Raw genomic sequence first — 20,230 nt, 5'->3', positions numbered from 1 at the left:
GGTAGCGTTGTTTCGAATGAAAGGTAGTGTTTATTTTGTATGCAGATGATTATGAACCGAAGTTTCAAAGGCGAACGCCAGAGGAATATTTAGAATATATTCGTCAGCAAAATCGGGGAAAGTTAAAGTTATATGTAGGAGCAGCTCCAGGCGTAGGAAAAAGTTATAAAATGCTCTTTGATGCAAGGGAAATGAAAAAAGATGGAATTGATATTGTAATTGGTTTAATTGAAACGCATGGAAGAAAAGAGACGGAAGAAGCAATTGCTGATTTAGAAAAAGTTCCTTTGAAAGAAATACAGTATAAAGGAAAGGTATTTTATGAGCTTGATGTGGAAGGAATAAAAAAACGCGCGCCTCAAGTAGTCGTAGTGGATGAACTTGCGCATAGTAATGTTCCTGGTTCTAAACATAAGAAACGTTATATGGATGTGCAGGAATTGTTAGAGGCTGGTATATCGGTATTATCAGCTTTTAATATTCAACATTTAGAAAGTGTTCATGATATTGTAGCTCAAATTACGAATGTAAAAGTAAGAGAACGAATTCCAGATTTTATTTTACAAAAAGCAAATGAAATTCAGCTCGTTGATGCAACACCGGAAGTACTTCGGAAGAGGTTAATAGACGGAAAGATATATAAAGAAGAAAAAATTCAGCAAAGCTTACAAAATTTCTTTACGCTTAATAATTTAGGAGCACTTAGGGAATTATCACTTCGCGAGGTTGCCGATGATATGGACGAGAAAATTAGCCAAACAGTAATAGAACCAATTGGCGTAAAAGAAAAAATTCTTGTTTGTGTACAATACAGTTCAACAGCGGAGAAATTAATAAGACGGGGATGGCGCATGGCTGATCGGTTAAATGCTGAATTGTATGTATTAAATGTTGAAAGAGAAAATATAGACTCTCTTTCAGCTGGTAAAAAACAAACAATTGAAGAGTGGAAGACGCTCACGAATCAATTTGATGCGAGTTTTGTATTAGAAGAAGCAAAGGGAAGAAAGCCAGCGGATGTTATTATTGAAGTCGCGAAAAGATTGCAAGTAACACAAATTTTACTTGGGCAATCAGCGAGAACGCGGTGGGAAGAAATTCGAAAAGGTTCTATTGTAAATGAAATTATGAGACAAACAAAGTATATTGATATTCATATTGTTGCGGATCAAAGAGGGTAAAATAGAGCCAACATTTTTGGGGCTCTATTTTAATTTTTGTACAGCATGAAGGCTTAGCATTTTCATTGTATATAAGATTACAAGTAAAAACATAATTGCGCCTAGGAAGAAAATCCAAAAGTAATTTTGGTTAAATAAAAGAAATCCACCTATAAGTGGCCCTGTGCCCATACCAAGATAGCGGATGAAGTTGTACATACCGATAGCTGTTGCGCGTTCTTGTACGAATTCTTCTGTTAATAAAGTAGTGTGAGTTGGCATAGAAAGTCCCATACTAAAACCGTACAAAGATGTAACGATAATAATGAATGGGATATTGATGCTATATGTGAAAGAGAATAAAACGACACATATAATATTGAAGAAACTCGTAATAAATAAAGCTTGCTTTGTTGTGAGTCGTTTTTGCAAAAACTTGTAGCAAAAACTTCCTAGCATGATAGAAAGAGACATTGGTACAAACATAAGACCAATTTTATTTACAGTTAAATGAAATGAATTTGTTAAAATACTCGGTAAAAAAACGAGAAAGCAAAAGTAAATACAAAATTGAATGAAGCCAATAAGAGTAATAGAAAATCCAGTTTTATTTTTTAAGATAAGAGAGTAATTCTTTTGTGCTTTAGATTGTTTAATTATATTTGGCTTTGTTTCTGGGAGTAGTGAAATGTTTATAATTAATAAGATAATGCCAAGTGTAGATAAAAAGAGAAATACAGATAAGTGACCATTTATACTGCCAAGATAGCCACCTATGAGAGGAGCCATTGCAGGTGCGAGGGCAAGTAACATTTGGTATAGGCTCATCGCTTCTCCGCGTTCTTTTCCTTCAAATAAATCGCCGATAATCGTTGCTGAAACTACAGGTATAGCCGCTATTCCTATAGCTTGAACAGCTCTAAAAAAGAGAAATAAATAAATGTTTGCCGAAAAGGCACATCCGATTGAACCAATTGTACTAATGACTAAACTAGGGATAAGGACAGATTTTCTCCCTTTTGTATCAATTAAAGGTCCATATACGAGCTGCATAATTGCAAGAACGAATGTGAAAAGTGAAACTGTTACATTTACAAGATAAAGAGAAGTGTGAAAAGAATTTTGAATCATCGGTAAGATAGGTGTGTAAATATTTTGAGCGAAGGAACCCAGTAAGGCACTAATACAGACAACATATAAAATGAAAGTTAGTTTAGATTTTTTCATCTTGTTAACCTCCTTGTGATTTAGTTTCCTTGGAAACTAAATTTATTTTAACATGATTTTCTTACTTGTAAAGATGAAAAAATGGTTTTAAAATGGTATATAGTTAAATTGTTTCTTTGGAAACTTAGGAGGCGAACGGATTGAAGCATGCAACGAAGCAAATGGAAATACTGTCGGACATTCGTACACTTTTGCATAAAAAAGAAGAACATTTAAAACGACAAAATGAGAAGTTTCTTCGTGAGACAGGCGTAAGTAGTATGTCTTTATCTGAGTTACATGTAATCGAATGTATCGGAAAAAATGGTTTGATGAATGTAACGGCAATTACGACAGAAATGGGCATGACGAAGGGAGCAATCTCTAAAATTTGTACAAAGTTGTTTCAAAAGCAATTCGTTGAGAAGATGCAAATGTTAGATAATCAAAAAGAAATCTTCTTCAGCTTAACGGAGAGTGGGAATGAAATATATAAAGCTCATGAAAAATTGCATAAGCAAGCTGAAGAAAAGTGGTTGTTACTTTTAGATGGATATACGAAAGAAGAGCAAGACTTTATTCAAAGGTTTATAAAGGATGTCTCCGGTCATTTGGAAATATAATTGGAAGAAAAAACTCCTTTTTCTCAAGTCTTTTAAATATAATTTCTGAAAGAACTCATATATAATAGAAAAAGATACTTAACATGGTGAATAATTAAAGAGTCAATATATATAGAGGAGAGAGTAACATGCTTGAAAATACGGGGTTAGTATTAGAAGGCGGCGGTATGCGTGGTGTATACACGGGCGGGATATTAGAATACTTTATGGAACAAGATTTATATTTTCCATATGTAATCGGTGTATCAGCTGGTGCTTGTCATGCAGCGTCGTATCTTTCCAGACAAAGAAATAGAAATAAAACGGTCAATATTGATTATGCATCACATCCGAAATATTTATCGTATAAAAACTTATGGAGAAAACGTCAGCTATTTGATATGGATTTCATTTTCCACGAAATCCCAGAAAAGCATGTGCCGTTTGATTTTGAAACATACTTTAATAGCCCGGAACGTTTCCTTGTAGGAACGACGGATTGTGAAACAGGGCAATCAGTTTATTTTGAAAAAGAAGGCACGAATGATGATGCGCTAAATTTATTACAAGCGTCTAGTTCATTGCCTTTCATTGCACCAGTAGTAAATTATCGTGGTAAGCAACTGTTAGATGGCGGGATTTCTGATCCAATTCCAGTTCGTAAAGCACAGGAAGATGGATTTAAAAAATCAGTCGTAATTTTAACGAGAAATCATGGTTACGCAAAGAAAAAATCAAGATTTGGGTGGATTGCTGCGAAAGCTTATAAAAAATATCCGAACCTTGTGAACACGATGCTAAATCGTTATGAAGTGTATAATGAAACACTTCACTATATTGAAAAAGAAGAACAAGCTGGGAATTTATTTGTTATTCGTCCAGAAGTACCGCTTCAAGTAGATCGTATGGAAAAAGATACAGCAAAACTACAAAATTTATACGAGCAAGGCTATGAAGATGCAAAGAGGCAATTTGCAGATTTGCAGGCGTTCTTGCAAAAATAAATATTAGGCTGTGGAGATGGAGTTCTCTGCAGTCTTTTTATATTGCTTTTAAAAAAGGAGAATAGAGCATCGAATTTCGATGCTCTACTTTTTATGTATAAAAAAATCCCTCTTTATGAGAGATTTTAATGTGGTAAGAATATCAATTGATAAGCAAACAAAATTCCAAATACATATACAAGTGGGTGAACAGCACGGAATTTACCTTTTGCCACTTTCATAAGTGGGTATGAAATAAATCCAAGTGCGATACCTGTTGCGATACTTGATGTAAGTGGCATGCTTAAGATTACTAAGAATGCTGGGAATGCTTCATCAAATGCGTCCCAATCGATGTGGCGAACTGAACCCATCATAAGACTACCAACGATAATTAATGAGGGTGCAGTAATAGCTGATACACCAGAAACAGCACTTACTAATGGGCCGAAGAATGCTGCTAGTGCGAATAGAACCGCTACTGTAACAGTTGTTAAACCAGTACGACCACCAGCTGCAACACCAGCAGATGATTCAATGTAAGCTGTTGATGGTGTCGTTCCGAACATAGAACCAATAGTTGCTGAGAATGAGTCAGATAGAAGAGCTCGTCCTGCTTTTGGAAGCTTTCCGTCTTTCATAAATCCACCTTGTTGTGCAACGCCAAGTAATGTACCTGTTGTATCGAATAGTGTAACAAGGAAGAATGAGAATACAACGCCGTATAATCCGTAGTTAATTACGTCAGATACAGCAGTAATTGGATTTGAAACGATAATTCCTTCTGGTAAACCAGGCATTGATGTAACACCGTTTGAGAATGATAATTGTCCCGTGAAGAAAGCGATAATACCAGTTAATAGCATCCCGATAAATAGTGCGCCATTTACATTTAAAGACATAAGGATAATTGTAATTCCAAGTCCAGCTAATGCTAGTAGTACTGGAGCAGAGTGAAGATCACCAAGTCCAACTAAGTTTGCATCATTTTTTGTAACGATACCTGTTAAACGTAAACCGATAAAGGCGATAAATAGCCCGATACCAGCAGTAATTGCATGTTTTAAGTTTTCAGGAATTGCTTCCATTAATTTTGTACGGAAAGATGTAAATGATAGCAAAATTAAAATCATACCTGCTACGAATACAGCAGAGAATGCAATTGCGAAAGTCATGCCTTCATGCGCTTTTACAACAGAGTAAGAGAAGTAAGCATTTAATCCCATACCTGGCGCGATTGCGATTGGTAAGTTTGTAAAGATTGCCATAAATAATGTTCCGACAACAGCAGCGATAATTGTTGCTGTAAATGCTTGTTCAAATGGAACACCTGCATCTCCAAGGATAACAGGGTTTACGACAATGATATATGCCATTGTTAAGAAGGTAATAATACCTGCCATAATTTCAGTTTTAATAGAAGTTTTATGTTTTGAAAGGTTAAACATATAAACATCCTTTCTGTTTACGAATAATTTTCACAACAGTTATATATAATATTCGTTTTTTATCTATTTTGCAATAGTTTTGCATAAAAAGTTTATAACAATTCATATTTTGTGTCTTAAATTCGAATATTAATCGTAAAACGATGTGTGAATTTCAGCTTTTTATTGTGCACATGCTAAGGAAAAGGAGTTGAAAGCAGCTATGCCACAGCAAAAAAACTTTATAACAATGCCTGCGCAACATCAAAATAAGCAGCCAGGTATTGAATCATTAATGAGCCCCCTTCCGCAGTTTGAAGATGCAAACTATAAAGGAAGTGAAAAGTTAAAAGGGAAGAATGTGTTAATTACAGGAGGAGATAGCGGAATTGGACGAGCAGTTTCCATCGCTTTTGCAAAAGAGGGAGCAAATGTTGCGATTGCTTATTTAGATGAGGAAGAAGATGCAAATGAGACGAAACAACGTGTTGAAAAAGAAGGTGTAAAGTGTGTATTGTTGCCGGGGGATTTGAGTAATGAACAGCATTGTAAAGATATTGTGGAAGAAACCGCCCGGCAGTTAGGTAGTTTAAATATTTTAGTGAATAACGTTGCACAGCAATATCCGCAGCAAGGGCTAGAGTATATTACAGCAGAACAGCTAGAAAAAACATTTCGTATTAATATTTTTTCTTATTTTCACGTTACGAAAGCAGCCCTTTCTCATTTGAAGAAAGGGGATGTCATTATAAATACGGCATCTATCGTTGCATATGAAGGAAATGAAACGTTAATTGATTATTCCGCAACGAAAGGAGCAATCGTAGCTTTTACAAGATCACTTTCTCAATCGTTAGTGCAAAAAGGGATTCGGGTAAATGGTGTTGCACCAGGCCCGATTTGGACACCGCTTATTCCATCGAGCTTTGATGAGAAGAAAGTCTCTCAGTTTGGGAGCAATGTCCCGATGCAACGGCCTGGTCAACCATATGAATTAGCGCCGGCATACGTATACTTGGCATCTGGTGATTCATCCTATGTTACTGGGCAAATGATACATGTAAATGGGGGCGTTATTGTAAATGGATAGTTTTCATTTATAAGAGCAAAGTAATGTTAATTCCACTTATTATAGGGAGCGCTAGGGGGGATATAGCTGAAAAAGTTATGTTTCATCATACTATTATTTTTCATCCTACCGGTTAGTGCTTTTGCTAATACAGATCATTTAATATTAGTAAATCTTACGACGAACCAGTTGTCTTTTTTTGAAAATGGAAATTACACAAAAACATTTCCAGTAACGACTGGAAGAGATCGTACACCTACGCCTGAAGGTAATTTTTGTATTATAACTAAATTTAAAAATAAAGAATACCATCGAAAAAAAATACCTGGGGGTGCACCGAATAACCCTCTTGGTACGAGGTGGCTTGGACTAGATAAGAATGAATATGCAATTCACGGGACGAACCGGGAATGGACGATTGGAAGTAGGGAATCAAATGGCTGTATTCGTATGCATGACAGGGATATACAATGGTTATATGACCGAGTACAATTACAAACAAAAGTAATCATTTCTCGTTTTCATACGAGCCCCGAATATGAAGCGAATAAACTTGGTTATCGCGTTGTGAGCTGGAATGGTCGAAAAATAGAAAAAGAACAAATTGGAGTACTTACGTTAGTAGACCGCGCGGATATATATTGGCAAGAACCAAATGGACAGTTAACGAAAGTGAAAACGGTATTGCCAAATGAAAGATATCCAGTGTACTCAAAACGAAAAGATGGAATATATTATATAGGAAACAATTCGTATATTATAGATGAAACAGGAGAGAAAGTTCGTTACGAGCAAATTCCTTCTTCGATTTTAAGTAATATATATAAACGGAAATACAATGTTCCGTAATGGCTACCGTATTATAGACGGTAGCTTATTTATACTTGGAGTTTAACTGCAACTATTGTATTTTGCTGAATATAATACAGTACAGATAGGGGGCGGTTATATTATGAAAAGTGAATTTGCGTTTAAAGTTTTCTTAGTAACGACCTGTTTATTTATCGTGTATTTATATGCGTTTCTCGTCTTTTCTTTTTATGTTCCATATGTTGATTTAATATTATTCTTCGGATTTATTTGGGCGTTTGTGAAAGCGAGGGAAGGAGAGAAGAGTATATATCGGCGCATTACCCTATGCGGGACGGCCGTTCTCGTTATTTTGTACTTTTTTATTATGCATGATTTTTGGAGAGGAATGTAAAAAAAGCATACGATTAATCGTATGCTTTTATATCTGTTAATGATGGAAGAGAGGCAATTGCACCGTAATTTGTACATGTGATAGCGCCTACTTTATTTGCAAAGGAGATAAATGCTGTTAAGTCTTTGAAATGATACGAAAGTGTATGTTCACTTTGGGCAATCTGATATAACATTGCTCCAACGAAAGCGTCACCAGCACCAGTTGTATCGACTTGTTGAATGGAAATAGAAGAGACAATAGTTTGACCTTCATTTGTCGCAAGAAGGGTACCGTCTTTTCCAAGTGTAATAGCTACTACTTTTGCGCCATAATTTAATAATTTGAGTGCAGCTTGTTGTAAATCACTCTCTTTAGAGAGCATAGTAGCTTCCTCTTGACTTACTTTTACGAAGTGTGCATGTTTTATAAAGGTTAGACAATCTTGAGAGAATTGTTCTGTATTTGTAATGAGTGCACTTCGATAATTTGGATCAAAAGAAATGAAATGGCCTTTATCTTTCGCATATTGTAACAACTGAAAATACGTTTCTTTTAATGGGCTTGATAGTAAAGCTGTCGCTGAACCGAAATGTATTAAATCATTCGTTTGTATTTTTGATAAATCAATGCTATTGAATTGATATTCACCATCTGCACCACGCATAAAAGTAAAATCACGTTCGCCATCTTGATCGATGGATACGAATGCAAGTGTTGTTTGTTTATCTTTTATGAGCATGGATGTATCGACTTGCGCACGCTGTAAAGTTTGTTCAAGAAACTCACCAAATGGGTCGTTTCCTACTTGCCCCATAAATGTAGCGTGTCCACCTAATTTTGTAATCGCAGCAGCAACGTTAGCGGGTGCTCCACCAGCTTTTTTTTCGAAATCTGAACCGTTTACTAAAGAAACATTAGTATTTCGGCACACAAAATCAATTAATAGTTCACCTATACAAAAGACATTTCTCATACAATCCCTCTTTTCAGCTTATATTGTGTGATGGTAAAGTTTAGTTTTGCATCTGAAAAGATTGCGATATGATGTTTCATGTCTTTTCGAGGAAAAACTCGGGACGTAAAGACTGTTGAACCATCGTATAAGAAAATTTCCACGATGCTTTTATCTACAAATATTTGTAGTTCTATCGTATCTTGAATATCGATTTTTTTACAGCGTTCAAATCCATATTCTCCGCCAAATTGATGGTAGAAGTTGCCCCTGTCTATAGAAATAGTACCTTGTTCCCGATTAAATGTAATGGGGAAACATTCCTCCTCATTGTGGAAGAGAGAAAGACCAAAACGTTTTGCATCTTCTGTTTTAAGTGTAACAATTAATTCATAGGAGTCTTCATCATCAAGCGTTGATAATACATTTAATCCAGCTGTTATATCTCCTGAAATGTCTTTTTTTGTTGTTCGTAGTTTTGTTAATTCTGAAACTGGTTTTTGTTTTAAGATGTTATCTTCTAATGTTAATTCACGTGGAAGTGTTAGGCAATGAGCCCACATATAATCATCAGAAGGATATGTGATTTCACTTGATCCTGCCCAAGCAAACAATAGGCGACGACTAGTAGAGTCTTCTAAAGTTTGAGGGGCATAAAAATCGAACCCTTTATCAGCTTCGTAATAGGAATCAACATGGAAATATAAATTTTTAATATCGAAATGGCCTATAGCATAAACGACATTGTATACATTGTGAAAGTTTTCTCCGTCTTTTTCAATTCCTTGCGGTGAAAAGAGAAGTACATCTTTCCCTGATAATTGGAAGTAATCGGGGCATTCCCACATAAATCCGAATTCTTTTAAGTTTGTTGTAATTTCGCCTTGGAAATGCCAATTGTATAGGTCTTGTGATTTGTATAGTAATAGAGTTCCTGTTTTATTTTCACGTTGGGCACCGAGTAACATATAGTACATATCATTATGTTTCCAGACTTTTGGATCACGTACATGTTTTGTATATCCGTCAGGAATTATATCAATAACAGGATTATTACTATATTTCATCATCGTATATTGTGAATCCATTGTTGCCATACATTGTTTTGCATCACGGGAATCATCAGGCTTTTTTATATTCCCTGTATAAAGTAGATGAAGAAGGCCATCTTTTACGATAGCACTACCAGAATATGCACCGTGTGATTCATAGCTTTCAGTAGGGATGATGGCTACAGGCATACGCTCCCAGTTAATAAGGTCTTTTGACCTCACATGCCCCCAATGCTTCATTCCATGAATGGGACCAAATGGATACCACTGATAAAAAACGTGATATTCATCATTGTAGTATGATACACCGTTAGGATCATTCATTAATCCAAATGGTGGGTGGATATGATAAATTGGTTTCCATGAATCTTGGTTTGCAATTTCATATAAAGAATGTAATTCGTCTTTATTAGATTGCAGTATTGTTTTATATTTTGACATAGGTTTTCACCCCGTTATTATTTACTTTCTTTATATAAAATGAATGTGGCAACAAAAGCAGTGATAACTGCAATAGCGAAACCAATTATATAGTGAATCATGTTCATCATGCCAAGAGGTGCAACAATTGTAAGCATCGGAATACCTGTTAAACCGTATGCATTAGCCGCTACTTGCATCCAAACAACGTAAGCGCCTCCAATTGCGCCGCCAATAGCTGCTGCAATAAATGGTTTACCAAGTTTTAAATTGACACCAAAAATAGCTGGTTCTGTAATTCCTAAAAATGCTGAAGCTGCTGCTGGAATTGCAATTTCTTTCGTTTTTTTGTTTTTTGTTTTGAAATAGACAGCTAAAGTAGCACCGCCCTGTGCAACGTTCGCCATTGACCAAATAGGGAGTAAGAAATTGACACCGATATCTTTATTTGCGAGTAAGCCCGCTTCAATAGCGTGGAAGCTATGATGTAAGCCAGTAAGAACAATTGTTGAATACAACCCACCGAATATAAGTCCAGCTACTGGTCCTGCAAATTGATAAATTGTATTTAAAAGGTACGTAATGCCGTCACCGATTTTATATCCAATTGGTCCGATAATAATAAGTGATAAAAAGCCAGTTATAATAATTGTTAAGAATGGTGTAACTAATAAATCTAAAGAGTTCGGAACACGTTTTCGAAGTTCTTTTTCAATTGTACTCATAACATATACACATAATAAAATAGGTAAAACAGTACCTTGATAGCCAATCATATCAATATCCATACCAAGGAAATGTAAAACTGTGGGTTTTGCATTTGAAAGAGTCCAAGGATTTGTTAAGCTTGGGTGAGTTAATATACCACCAACAACTGCACCTAAGAAAATGTTTCCACCAAATTCTTTAGCGGCACTAACTCCAATTAAAATGGGTAAAATGATGAAAGCTGCACTTGAGAACATATCAAGTAATTGGATAAGTGAGTGATCTCCAGGAACTAATTTAAACGCTTTCAACATTCCGAGTAGACCCATAAGTAAACCGCTTGCAACGATAGCTGGAATAATTGGAACAAAAATATTAGATAGTGTCTTTGCTAGGCGGGCGATAGGATTCATTTTTTTCTTAGGTATATCGTTTGATGTTGTAGAATCTAGTTCGGCTATTCCAATTAGTTTTGAGAATTCATCATATACTTTGTTTACTATGCCAGTTCCAAAAATAATTTGATATTGCTCGGTCGTTGCAAAAGCACCTTTTACTCCATCGATGTTTTCGATTTCTGCAGCGTTTATTTTCGTATCATCCTTTAATATAAGACGAAGGCGAGTCGCGCAATGTGTGGCACGAACAATGTTTTCCTTTCCACCAATATTCTGTATTACTTGAGTTGCAATTTGTTTCATATCCATAAAAATTCCCCCTTACTATAAATTCTCTTTTATGGAACCGGTTCCGTAATAAGTTAAAATAAAAAACAGGGAAATGATGTTGAAAATCCTGTTTTTAAAATGTGGAACCGGTTTTAATTTTATTATAGAGTGCCTTTATATTTTGTCAACGCTTTCTTGGATTTTTAATGTATAACGGGAGTGTAATATTTTTGGTATAGTTTTGTTTTCAACAAGCTGTGAAAGAGAAGTGGCAGCAAGCTTTCCAGCATACTCATAGTCAAACGCAATTGTCGTTAAACTAGGGTGTACCATTTCTGAAATATCATATCCACCGAATCCTGTTACAGAAATATCACCTGGTACAGAAAGAGAGTGGGAGTGAATGACTTTCATTGCGCCAAGAGCGATGTTATCTGTAGCACATACGATAAGAGTTGGGCGATTATTATCTAAAATATGTTGTACTTGTTTCATGGCATCTTCTATGCGGAAAGTTGTTTCGTAATATGAAACGTTGCAAGTCGGTTCTAAATTTTCAATTGCTTTTTGAAAACCATTTTTTCGATTTATTCCAACAGAAATATCATCTTTTTCTATCCCTAAATAGGCAATATGTCGATGGCCTTGCGATAAAACGTATGCCCCTAACTCATAAGCTGCATCATAATCATCGTGAACGAGGCAATATTGATCTTTATATTCTTGCCCGACGAATAAAATAGGGATGTTTGAATTAGCCATAATTTTTTGATGTTCATTCGTCAATGTTTTTGTTAATAAAATAATGCCAGCTACCTTTTGTTTTATAAAGTTTTCAATTGCTTGTATTTCAGTTCCGGTTGTTTGATTTGCATTTGCTACAAGCATTTGATAGTTATTTTCCTGTAATGTTTTATCGATCCCGATAAGTGTTTTCATTGTAGCGAAGGAGTCTAATCGGGGGATGATGACACCAATTAAATTTGTTGTTTTTGCTTTTAAACTTTGAGCAAATGTATTGGGAGAGAAATTTGTTTCTTGAATAATACCTTCGATTTTAAGTTTTGTTTTATCACTTACATATCCGCCGTTTAAGTAACGAGAGACTGTGCTTTTTGCAACTCCAGCCAATTTGGCGATATCTGCAATTGTTTTAGCCATAGTATTTCACCTTCGTATTCATAAAAATGTTAACTTTATTATAGGGAGAATTAGAGATGACGTAAACAAGAAGAGGGAAAGAAAAAACCACCTCACGTATATGAGGTGGAATAATTGTTAATATCTAGGCTTAAATGTATGACAACAAGTCTCTACACTCGTTGCTACAGAACTTTCTAGCGTCTCGTTTGTTAAAACAGCAGCTGTATATGAATCATTTTCAGTTTGACCAGTTTCATCTGCATCAGGCTGAACGATGATCGCACTTGCTTGACAAAAGTTACCTTGTCCCCAAAAAGAACAGTTGGAAACAGAACATCTTACTTCTGGCATAAAACCCCCTCCTTATACATTAGTGTGGGATTTTACGCCCATTTCATGTGTAGAAGGAGTTTCCTTTTCTAATTACTTTTTCGTTTGTTCAAGCCATTCTTTTAATTTGTCTTTCGGCTGTTCACCGCTAATACGGCTCACTTCTTTGCCATCTTTAAAATGAATGATTGTTGGTGTACCTTGAATTTTATATTCATCCCAAGGAGCATCTAATTTTTCAATATCCATAACTTTCATATCAACGTTCAAGTCTTTAGCCATTGGCACTACGACAGGAGATAATTTTTGGCAATGAACGCAAGATGTTTGATAAAAGTATACTGTTTCTTCTTTTTTCTCTTTTAAGTTCTTTTGAAGATCTGAAAGAGAAATTTTATTTGTGTAGTAGTCAGGACCATCTGTTTGACTACCAGTAGCATTATCAATTTTTTGGCTAGTTGAAGCGTTTTTTTCTTCCATTTGTGTTACAGCGAAAATTGCCGCAAACAAGGCGATAATAATACCACCAAATATAAGCATTTTTTTCATTCTTTCATCTCCTTATTTGTTTTTGATGACAATAAAGCTACAAACAGCGATTGTAATAAAGCCGATAAGTGCTAAAAACGGGATTGTCACAAAACCGAACCAGTTTATGTATTCTCCCGTACATGGTACACGTCCACAAGCTGCCCCAGCAGCTGAAAATGCTGCGACTTTTTGAATTGCATAGTGATATAAAGAAATACAAGCACCAATAGTTGCGATTGGTAAAGAATAACTTGCAATGCGATAATCTTTCTTTGCTACAGCGATACCAAGCCATAAAACGAATGGATACATAAAAATACGTTGATACCAACAAAGAACACAAGGCTCAAATTTCATGATTTCGGAAAAGTACAGACTTCCTAGTGTAGCGATAAAAGAAGCTCCCCATGCGGTAAGTAAAGCATATTCTTGCTTTTTTTCTCGTCCCATATTTTATACCTCTCTTATAATAGTTACATACTAAATTATAGTATGAAGTAGTATGGAAAAGAAAGAAAAAATATGTTTATCAATAAAAGTTTTATAAGGAGAAACTTTTATTGATATAAACATTTTAAAAAAGCGCCATTCTCCGGAAGAGAATAGCGCTATATTTTACATTTGAATTTGTTCTACTTCTTCTACATGCGACTTTTGGGATGCGTGGTCAATATATTGAAATAGGAGCTGCAATTGTTTATCCACTTCTGGAAGTTCTTTACTGTATTGATAAGCGTGTAAAAAATGCTCAATACGTTTAGAAAATAATTGATCGTTCGTTTGAACCATGAGAACGAGTAATTTATCCCAATTACAGCAATACGTGTAATAGAGAGCTTTATCATAGTCGTTATATGTTTGCACTGTGTACCCTCCTTACCGAGAGTTATATATAGTGTGTGATAAGTAAGGGGAAATACACTTGAAAGAATTTGTTAAGAAAAAAAGTGAATGAAAAGAAAAAACGAGGAGTTTCCTCGTTTTTTAAGCTTTTGGCATTGGCGTAGGTGTTGGTTTGCCATAGCCTTCTTTGTATTTATTATCGATATAGTTACGAATTTCAAGCGTTGATTTTCCTTTTTGTTTCATGGAAGCAGATTCAACTGCGATTTCTAGGCAATTGACGCAAGTCGTTGCATGGGAGTCCCAAACAACTTCACCATTCTTTTTAATTTCACGAATAAAGCAGTTTTTATTATTTTTATGTCCTACACTTTCACCGCAACCACAATAGCATGGAATCCAATCTAATAGTTCTGCATTTTGTCCAGCGACAGTGTAGATATCTTTCATTTGTGGATCAAGCTTGTCTAGGAAGGTAGGAAGTGTGTCGACTCCTTTTGTTTTCTCTTGAATGTCAGCTTGCTGAGTGTGCGATGCGTGGTCATGTTCTTCTTTTTTTGATTCAGAAGATTTTTGGTCATTTGTACTAGTACTTCCGCATCCAGCAAGAATTAAGCTTAGTACTGCAAGTAAAGAAAATACATACTTTTTCATTCGCTTGTCCCCTTTACAAATGTATTAATCAAATTGTATCAGACTAAGGGACACCTAGGGAGAAGTTTTTTTTGAACGATTTTTGAAGTACCATCTTAGTGAATGAAACAAAAATAAAATTGGGATATAAGCGTATACAATATATAAACCCGCTTGAGATAGTACGGTATTTAATGTGTTGATACTTTCACGGTTTGTGAAAAGTAGAGAAGCTGAAAATATGATGAAAATAAAAAACGGTAATGTAAATTTAAATGAAATATGAAAGGAACGCTTCATCGTTTGACATGATGACCAAATGGTTAAGCAGAGGTTTGGTAAAATAATTAAAAACCAAACGAAAATAATAATATATTCAAAGCGCTGGATAAAAGGAACTTTAATTATTTTTAACATCGTTAAAGTAGGCCAAATAGTACGGTTTAATTGTCCCTCGCTGTAATACATAAAAGATACGATAGCTAAAACTACATAAATTAAGGTGCTAAAAGCAATTCCAGCATGGGCCCATCGCTTTAAAGATTTTCCTTTTTCAATAAAGGGATAAAAGATAAGAATTGTTTCAAACCCCAGAAATTCCAATGCGGATTGTTTTGCAGATATAAGCATGTCAAAAGGTGAATGTGTAAAAATAGGTAAAATATTACGAAAATGAGCATATTTCATTGGATAGATTAAAAAGAATACAACGAAAATAGGAAGAACAATACCCCAAAAACATATCCCTGTCACAGAACGGAAGCCACCTTTTATAATGTAGTAAGTGACTAATAAAAACATAAGCGTAAGTTTCCATAACTTAATGGTAGGGAAAATCCAAACTTGTATCACTTCCATATACGTACGAAGAACCGTAAGGCAAAATAATAAGCAATAAAGAGTGAAAATTACAGAAAATATAGAGCCAACCCATTTTCCAAAGGTTGTTGTATGAATGCTAATTAAATCTCCGTCTTTTTCAAGCATTTTTAACATACAAAACAGCACAATATGAGTTGCAATTCCCGCAATAATAAGAGAAATCCAGGCATCATAACCAGCGTTTTTTAAAATTACACGTTGATATCCGAGAATTCCTATACCAATCTGGAGAGAATGCAATAAAATAAATGCAAAATATGGAGAGACTGTCTTTGTTTTATTCATTGTATTCATTGCTTATTTCACCTCACTATTCTCCGATTCCAGATTGTACAATATTAAGATCTAAATTTACATCCACCGCTACATTTTTATACATATTTCGAATTTGTGTTATATTCCATTTTCTCGTATGGCTTCTAATTTCATCTCGTATTCCTAAAGGATCAATTTCCTTTTCTTGAAATTGTTTTATTAGATCTTCACAGTCTTTTTCAACATTTCGTTCAATTTGTTTTTTTATATAGTTGATATTTGTTTCTTTTCTTAAATCAATCCAATTAGGAGAGTTTTTAATTAATCCATTTAATTTTAAATGGATTTTTACTTTTGGTATGTCGCCAGTTTGATCTATATTATACTTATTTTCCCCAGCTAAGTTTTGTATAACAACCATACCTTTATGTTTATCCTTTTTTATCGCTGCTTCGTAACGTCCATTTTTCGTAGGATTAATAAGTAATTTTGCTAAAACAGAATGTCTTTTATCCGTATACATGACGACTTTATCGCCTTTTAAAAAGGCAAGCCCTTTGACAGCGACAGAATGATTATCGTCCATTTTAATATAAGGAACATAGGCATCACATACGGAAGAGTAATAATTATATAAAAAAGTGTTTAATTCGGTTTGTGGAATGTTTTCATTTCTTATATTTTGTTCGAGTAAGTCAGCAATATATAAAGACCCATTTTTTTTTCCGTAATTTAAAAGCTCTTCAGCTGATCCATCTACAATTGCTAGTTGTACATCACGCCCGATATTTGGGTCACGTTGTAAGTTAGTAATAATCTCTCCCATTCCGCGTTCTCCTAGAGCTTTTCCAAATAGTACGACACGCATTTGACCTACAACGACATTGTGAGGAGATTTTGCATTTAATCGTGAAGCGATTGTCTCAAGTGAACGGGCAGATGTTGATTGCGTTTCTGGTTTAGACTTTACACCATGTGTGTACTCTGGGAATAGAATAGTTCCTTGGAATCTTTTCTTTTTTGTGATGTCAAATCCAGCGATATGAATAATACGCTGCGTATCCACTATATAGGTTTGTGTACAGCCAGTTTGTAAAATGAAGAAGATAATGATAATAAGGTGCAATAAAAATTTTTTCATTCATTCTCACCATCACGTTTTTGCTTCGCTTTGTTTGGATTATAGCGCCATTTTGATTTTGGTCTAAGAAAAGAAGGTCTTTGAGCTGTTTGACTAAATGGTAATCGAAGAAAACCTTCTGCTGTACCTAAACCACGAAATGGATATAAAGGTAATAAATAAGGTGATCCAAGTGATTTTAATTTAATTAAATGAGCTAAAATAAATACAAATCCGACAATAAGACCTAATCCTCCGAATGCACCGGCTAAAAGAATAAGTGGAAAGCGTAATAACCGGATAGTAGAAGACATCTTTACGGTCGGTGTTGTGAAAGATGCAAGAGCGGATAAAGCAACTGCAATTAATAAAATTGTACTAGTCAAAGCTGCCTCCACGGATGCTTGGCCAATTACAATCCCCCCAACAATACCAATCGTTTGTCCGACTTTTGTCGGTAAACGCGCTCCAGCTTCACGAAGCAATTCAATTGTAATTTCTAAAAAGAGTGCTTCTAGAATGGGAGGGAAAGGTACGTTAGCTCTCGAGAAAATAATAGGACCTAGTAAATCAGCTGGAATCATTTGATAATGATATGTTAAAGCCGCTGTATAAATAGCGGAGGAAAAAAGAGAAAATATAGCTCCGAAAAAACGAATAATACGAAAGAACGATCCAATCATCCACGGTAAATAATAATCTTCTGGTGAAATGAAAAAATCCAGTAACGTGGTTGGTCCTGATAAAGCATATGGAGAGCCATCTGTTAAAATTAAAACTTCCCCGTTAATTAATGCAAATACAGCTCGATCTAATCGTTCTGTAGGTAATAGAACTGGAAAAGGTGAATTGCTATTATCACTAATAAATTGCTCAATCATAGTTGAATCAAACGGGACATCAAAGTCAATGTCTTCTAGCCGTTGTATTGCGGTGTTGATAAATTGTTCATTTGTAATTCCTTCTATATAAGCAACTGCTACTTTCGTTTTTGACATAGATCCGACGGTAACTTCTTTAAAAATGAGTTGCTCCGTTACGATATTTCGGCGTAATAAGTGGATATTTGTATCAAGGTTTTCAACGAAACCGATTTTAGGCCCGATTACGCTATACTCATTTTCTGTATCGTTATATAATCGTGTTCCTAAAACAGTACTTTCGGCACGAATTAAAGCATATTGATCAGGATTCGAATTGTTTTTTAAGCGTATTAAAATATATCCACCTAATAATTTCTCACGAATATCATCAATAGAAGGGGAGGTAATAATGTCTTCAATAGAGACGATATTACATAAATCAGAGATGTTTTGGATTTGTTCCGATTCCTTTTTTAGAGGAGTTAAAATGAATTGTTTAATAATAAGTGCTTCCACGACAGATTTATAATAAAACAAGCACAATGTTTCATTTTCAAGTACGTTATGAGAAACAAAGTCGCTTGATTCTTTCATGGTTTGTATAAATTCTGGAATAGAACAAAGTGTTTTTGTATTAGTCTTTTTTGATTTTTTAGATGATAAACCGAACATTTTCTCACCCCTAACTTACATCATTTACTTGTGTTAGTTTTTGGGAAAGACGGGAATTTATACTTAAAAATTGAAAGTTCATAAAGAAAAGGAAGAGTGGTGAATGCCTCTTCCTTTTTAGCATTTTAATTTGTTTTTTGTTCTTTAATAGACTTCACTAATTTCATCATTTCCGCTCGTATATCTTCTCTTTTTACATTTAATTTTTCGGCAATTTGTTTAATGTCCATTCCATCTTTTTTCATCTTTAATACATCATCAAGAGGAGTATTGCTTTTTTGAGAGATGATTGTTAACACAGTAAGATGACGCAATTTGATGTTATATTCTTTCATTTTTTGCTTTAGCTGATCCGGTGTGGATTTTTGCATAGTTGCTAACTGTTGTAGCAGTGCTTGCTTTGTTTCTTTATTCATATGATGCTTTTTCAGCTTACTTGGATCTATACCGAAATGCTCGGCTGTTTTCTCCCAAGATTTATTTTGCTTATAGTAAGCTAAAACATCTTTTATTTCTTTATTACTAATTCTTGCAATATGAGCAGCTTTCCAAATTTCATGTTTGTTATAGCCGAGTTTTTCTAGCGATTGCATTTCTTCTTCTGAAATTGGGTTATGGTGATGCAGTGTTACTTCTTTTGGCGTGGCAGCGGATATAGGGAAGGTGGATATCCCGCATAATAATGCTGCCATAGTCATACAAACAGCAATTTTTTTGTACATGTAAACTCCTCCTAGATGGATAATGTAGAAAACTGTACACATATCATTTCCATAAAATGTGAAATACTTGTGAACAAGTTAAGTTTTTTTATTCACAGCATGGAATGACGTTTTTAGAAGTTTTCCAACATAAAACATTGATTAATAGTAAAAAACTAAGGTATAATCGAAATTGAAAATCAATATCAATACTAATGATAAACTTATACATATAGATAAAAATAAGGGAGAGATAAATATGACTACATATACTTCCATCGCTAATGTGATTAAAGAAAGACGCTCTGTTCGTACATTTACAGACAAAGCAGTAGAAAAAGATTTATTAATTGAACTATTAAACGACGCAACATGGGCACCAAATCATAAGCACCGTGAACCATGGAATTGTAAACTATACATCGGAGAAGGCCGCAAGAAATTAGTAGATGCGGTATTAAACTCTTTCACGGAAGAAGAAAGAGCGAAACGCGGTAAAATTTTATCAGATCGTTTCTTAAGCACGCCTGCACAAATCGTTGTATATATAAATGAAGATCCACGTCAAATTCAACGTGATGAAGATTACGCTGCAACATGTGCATTTATGCAAAACTTCCAACTTCTTGCTTGGGAACGTGGATTAGGTTGCGTTTGGAAATCAGGCGGATTAAACTACAATCCATTATTTATAGAAGGAATCGGTTTAACAAGAGGCCAACGTATCGTTGGAATTCTTCATATCGGCTATTTCGATAAAGCACCAGAAGGAAAAGCTCGTACTCCGATTACGGAGAAGATGGAGATTATCGAAGGTTAATAGA

The 20,230-nt window shown here is 34.9% G+C and carries 22 protein-coding genes; 7 read left to right on the top strand and 15 right to left on the bottom strand.

Annotated elements, in window-relative coordinates; translation table 11 throughout:
- Positions 1–26 precede the first annotated feature (26 nt).
- On the top strand, positions 27–1,181 hold the full coding sequence (gene kdpDN / locus MR136_RS18345) for a KdpD-like non-kinase potassium sensor (RefSeq protein ID WP_078421194.1): 1,155 nt from the start codon (positions 27–29) through the stop codon (positions 1,179–1,181).
- Positions 1,182–1,205: 24 nt separating this feature from the next.
- Here the strand turns inward: kdpDN and MR136_RS18340 are convergent, their stop codons facing one another.
- Complete coding sequence (locus MR136_RS18340) at positions 1,206–2,387, bottom strand: MFS transporter (protein ID WP_000748728.1); 1,182 nt, start codon at positions 2,385–2,387, stop codon at positions 1,206–1,208.
- A 140-nt stretch (positions 2,388–2,527) separates the two neighbouring features.
- On the opposite strand from MR136_RS18340, the gene MR136_RS18335 reads away from it, so the two are divergent.
- On the top strand, positions 2,528–2,989 hold the full coding sequence (locus MR136_RS18335) for a MarR family transcriptional regulator (RefSeq protein ID WP_000679681.1): 462 nt from the start codon (positions 2,528–2,530) through the stop codon (positions 2,987–2,989).
- A 128-nt stretch (positions 2,990–3,117) separates the two neighbouring features.
- Entirely contained in the window at positions 3,118–3,972 is an 855-nt protein-coding gene (locus MR136_RS18330; protein WP_000892679.1) for a patatin-like phospholipase family protein, read from the top strand.
- Positions 3,973–4,097: 125 nt separating this feature from the next.
- Here MR136_RS18330 and MR136_RS18325 read toward each other — a convergent pair whose 3' ends face one another.
- Positions 4,098–5,399 carry an NCS2 family permease gene (locus MR136_RS18325; RefSeq protein ID WP_017673680.1) on the bottom strand — a complete coding sequence of 434 codons (1,302 nt, stop codon included), beginning with the start codon at positions 5,397–5,399 and terminating at the stop codon, positions 4,098–4,100.
- A gap of 202 nt (positions 5,400–5,601) precedes the next feature.
- Here MR136_RS18325 and MR136_RS18320 point away from each other — a divergent pair, with 202 nt between their 5' ends.
- The 3 genes from MR136_RS18320 (at position 5,602) to MR136_RS18310 (ending at position 7,651) form a co-directional block, all read left to right on the top strand.
- Entirely contained in the window at positions 5,602–6,468 is an 867-nt protein-coding gene (locus MR136_RS18320) for an SDR family oxidoreductase (RefSeq protein WP_001136261.1), read from the top strand.
- 66 nt (positions 6,469–6,534) lie between these two features.
- A complete protein-coding gene (locus tag MR136_RS18315) occupies positions 6,535–7,296 on the top strand; it encodes a L,D-transpeptidase (RefSeq protein WP_025921749.1) in 762 nt (253 codons plus the stop codon).
- Between the two features lie 103 nt (positions 7,297–7,399).
- Entirely contained in the window at positions 7,400–7,651 is a 252-nt protein-coding gene (locus MR136_RS18310; protein ID WP_000834195.1) for a hypothetical protein, read from the top strand.
- A gap of 13 nt (positions 7,652–7,664) precedes the next feature.
- Here MR136_RS18310 and MR136_RS18305 read toward each other — a convergent pair whose 3' ends face one another.
- The 13 genes from MR136_RS18305 to MR136_RS18245 all read right to left on the bottom strand — a co-directional run bounded on the left by MR136_RS18305 (position 7,665) and on the right by MR136_RS18245 (position 19,427).
- Positions 7,665–8,606: a carbohydrate kinase family protein gene (locus MR136_RS18305; RefSeq protein WP_001246640.1), complete on the bottom strand. Its 942-nt coding sequence runs from the start codon at positions 8,604–8,606 to the stop codon at positions 7,665–7,667.
- Positions 8,603–10,078, bottom strand: coding sequence for a beta-fructofuranosidase (gene scrB / locus MR136_RS18300; RefSeq protein WP_086408021.1), 1,476 nt, complete (start codon positions 10,076–10,078; stop codon positions 8,603–8,605). The genes MR136_RS18305 and scrB overlap by 4 nt, the downstream gene beginning before the upstream one ends.
- A 17-nt stretch (positions 10,079–10,095) precedes the next feature.
- Positions 10,096–11,472 carry a sucrose-specific PTS transporter subunit IIBC gene (locus tag MR136_RS18295; protein WP_000367320.1) on the bottom strand — a complete coding sequence of 459 codons (1,377 nt, stop codon included), beginning with the start codon at positions 11,470–11,472 and terminating at the stop codon, positions 10,096–10,098.
- 135 nt (positions 11,473–11,607) lie between these two features.
- Positions 11,608–12,594, bottom strand: coding sequence for a LacI family DNA-binding transcriptional regulator (locus tag MR136_RS18290; protein ID WP_001140402.1), 987 nt, complete (start codon positions 12,592–12,594; stop codon positions 11,608–11,610).
- 117 nt (positions 12,595–12,711) lie between these two features.
- The gene (locus tag MR136_RS18285; RefSeq protein ID WP_001115482.1) at positions 12,712–12,927 is read right to left on the bottom strand and encodes a DUF1540 domain-containing protein; all 216 of its coding nucleotides are present in this window, start codon (positions 12,925–12,927) and stop codon (positions 12,712–12,714) included.
- A 72-nt stretch (positions 12,928–12,999) separates the two neighbouring features.
- Complete coding sequence (locus MR136_RS18280; protein WP_000738435.1) at positions 13,000–13,455, bottom strand: thioredoxin family protein; 456 nt, start codon at positions 13,453–13,455, stop codon at positions 13,000–13,002.
- Between the two features lie 12 nt (positions 13,456–13,467).
- Positions 13,468–13,887: a disulfide formation protein C gene (locus tag MR136_RS18275; RefSeq protein WP_000532265.1), complete on the bottom strand. Its 420-nt coding sequence runs from the start codon at positions 13,885–13,887 to the stop codon at positions 13,468–13,470.
- A gap of 165 nt (positions 13,888–14,052) precedes the next feature.
- Positions 14,053–14,301 carry a YhdB family protein gene (locus MR136_RS18270; RefSeq protein ID WP_001195459.1) on the bottom strand — a complete coding sequence of 83 codons (249 nt, stop codon included), beginning with the start codon at positions 14,299–14,301 and terminating at the stop codon, positions 14,053–14,055.
- 120 nt (positions 14,302–14,421) lie between these two features.
- Positions 14,422–14,934: a PCYCGC domain-containing protein gene (locus MR136_RS18265; RefSeq protein ID WP_000761036.1), complete on the bottom strand. Its 513-nt coding sequence runs from the start codon at positions 14,932–14,934 to the stop codon at positions 14,422–14,424.
- Positions 14,935–14,988: 54 nt separating this feature from the next.
- Complete coding sequence (locus MR136_RS18260; RefSeq protein WP_001095038.1) at positions 14,989–16,089, bottom strand: GerAB/ArcD/ProY family transporter; 1,101 nt, start codon at positions 16,087–16,089, stop codon at positions 14,989–14,991.
- 16 nt (positions 16,090–16,105) lie between these two features.
- Complete coding sequence (locus MR136_RS18255; RefSeq protein ID WP_000714133.1) at positions 16,106–17,191, bottom strand: Ger(x)C family spore germination protein; 1,086 nt, start codon at positions 17,189–17,191, stop codon at positions 16,106–16,108.
- A complete protein-coding gene (locus MR136_RS18250) occupies positions 17,188–18,705 on the bottom strand; it encodes a spore germination protein (protein WP_000467483.1) in 1,518 nt (505 codons plus the stop codon). Before MR136_RS18250 ends, MR136_RS18255 begins: the two co-directional genes overlap by 4 nt.
- 125 nt (positions 18,706–18,830) lie before the next feature.
- On the bottom strand, positions 18,831–19,427 hold the full coding sequence (locus MR136_RS18245; protein WP_000276964.1) for a hypothetical protein: 597 nt from the start codon (positions 19,425–19,427) through the stop codon (positions 18,831–18,833).
- A 238-nt stretch (positions 19,428–19,665) separates the two neighbouring features.
- On the opposite strand from MR136_RS18245, the gene MR136_RS18240 reads away from it, so the two are divergent.
- On the top strand, positions 19,666–20,226 hold the full coding sequence (locus MR136_RS18240) for a nitroreductase family protein (RefSeq protein WP_000214819.1): 561 nt from the start codon (positions 19,666–19,668) through the stop codon (positions 20,224–20,226).
- Positions 20,227–20,230 lie beyond the last annotated feature (4 nt).

The organism is Bacillus cereus group sp. BfR-BA-01311, from assembly GCF_022664295.1.
GTDB lineage: Bacteria > Bacillota > Bacilli > Bacillales > Bacillaceae_G > Bacillus_A > Bacillus_A cereus.
The sequence above is the reverse complement of the archived record's forward strand: the minus strand, read 5'-3'. Positions and strand labels throughout refer to the sequence as shown.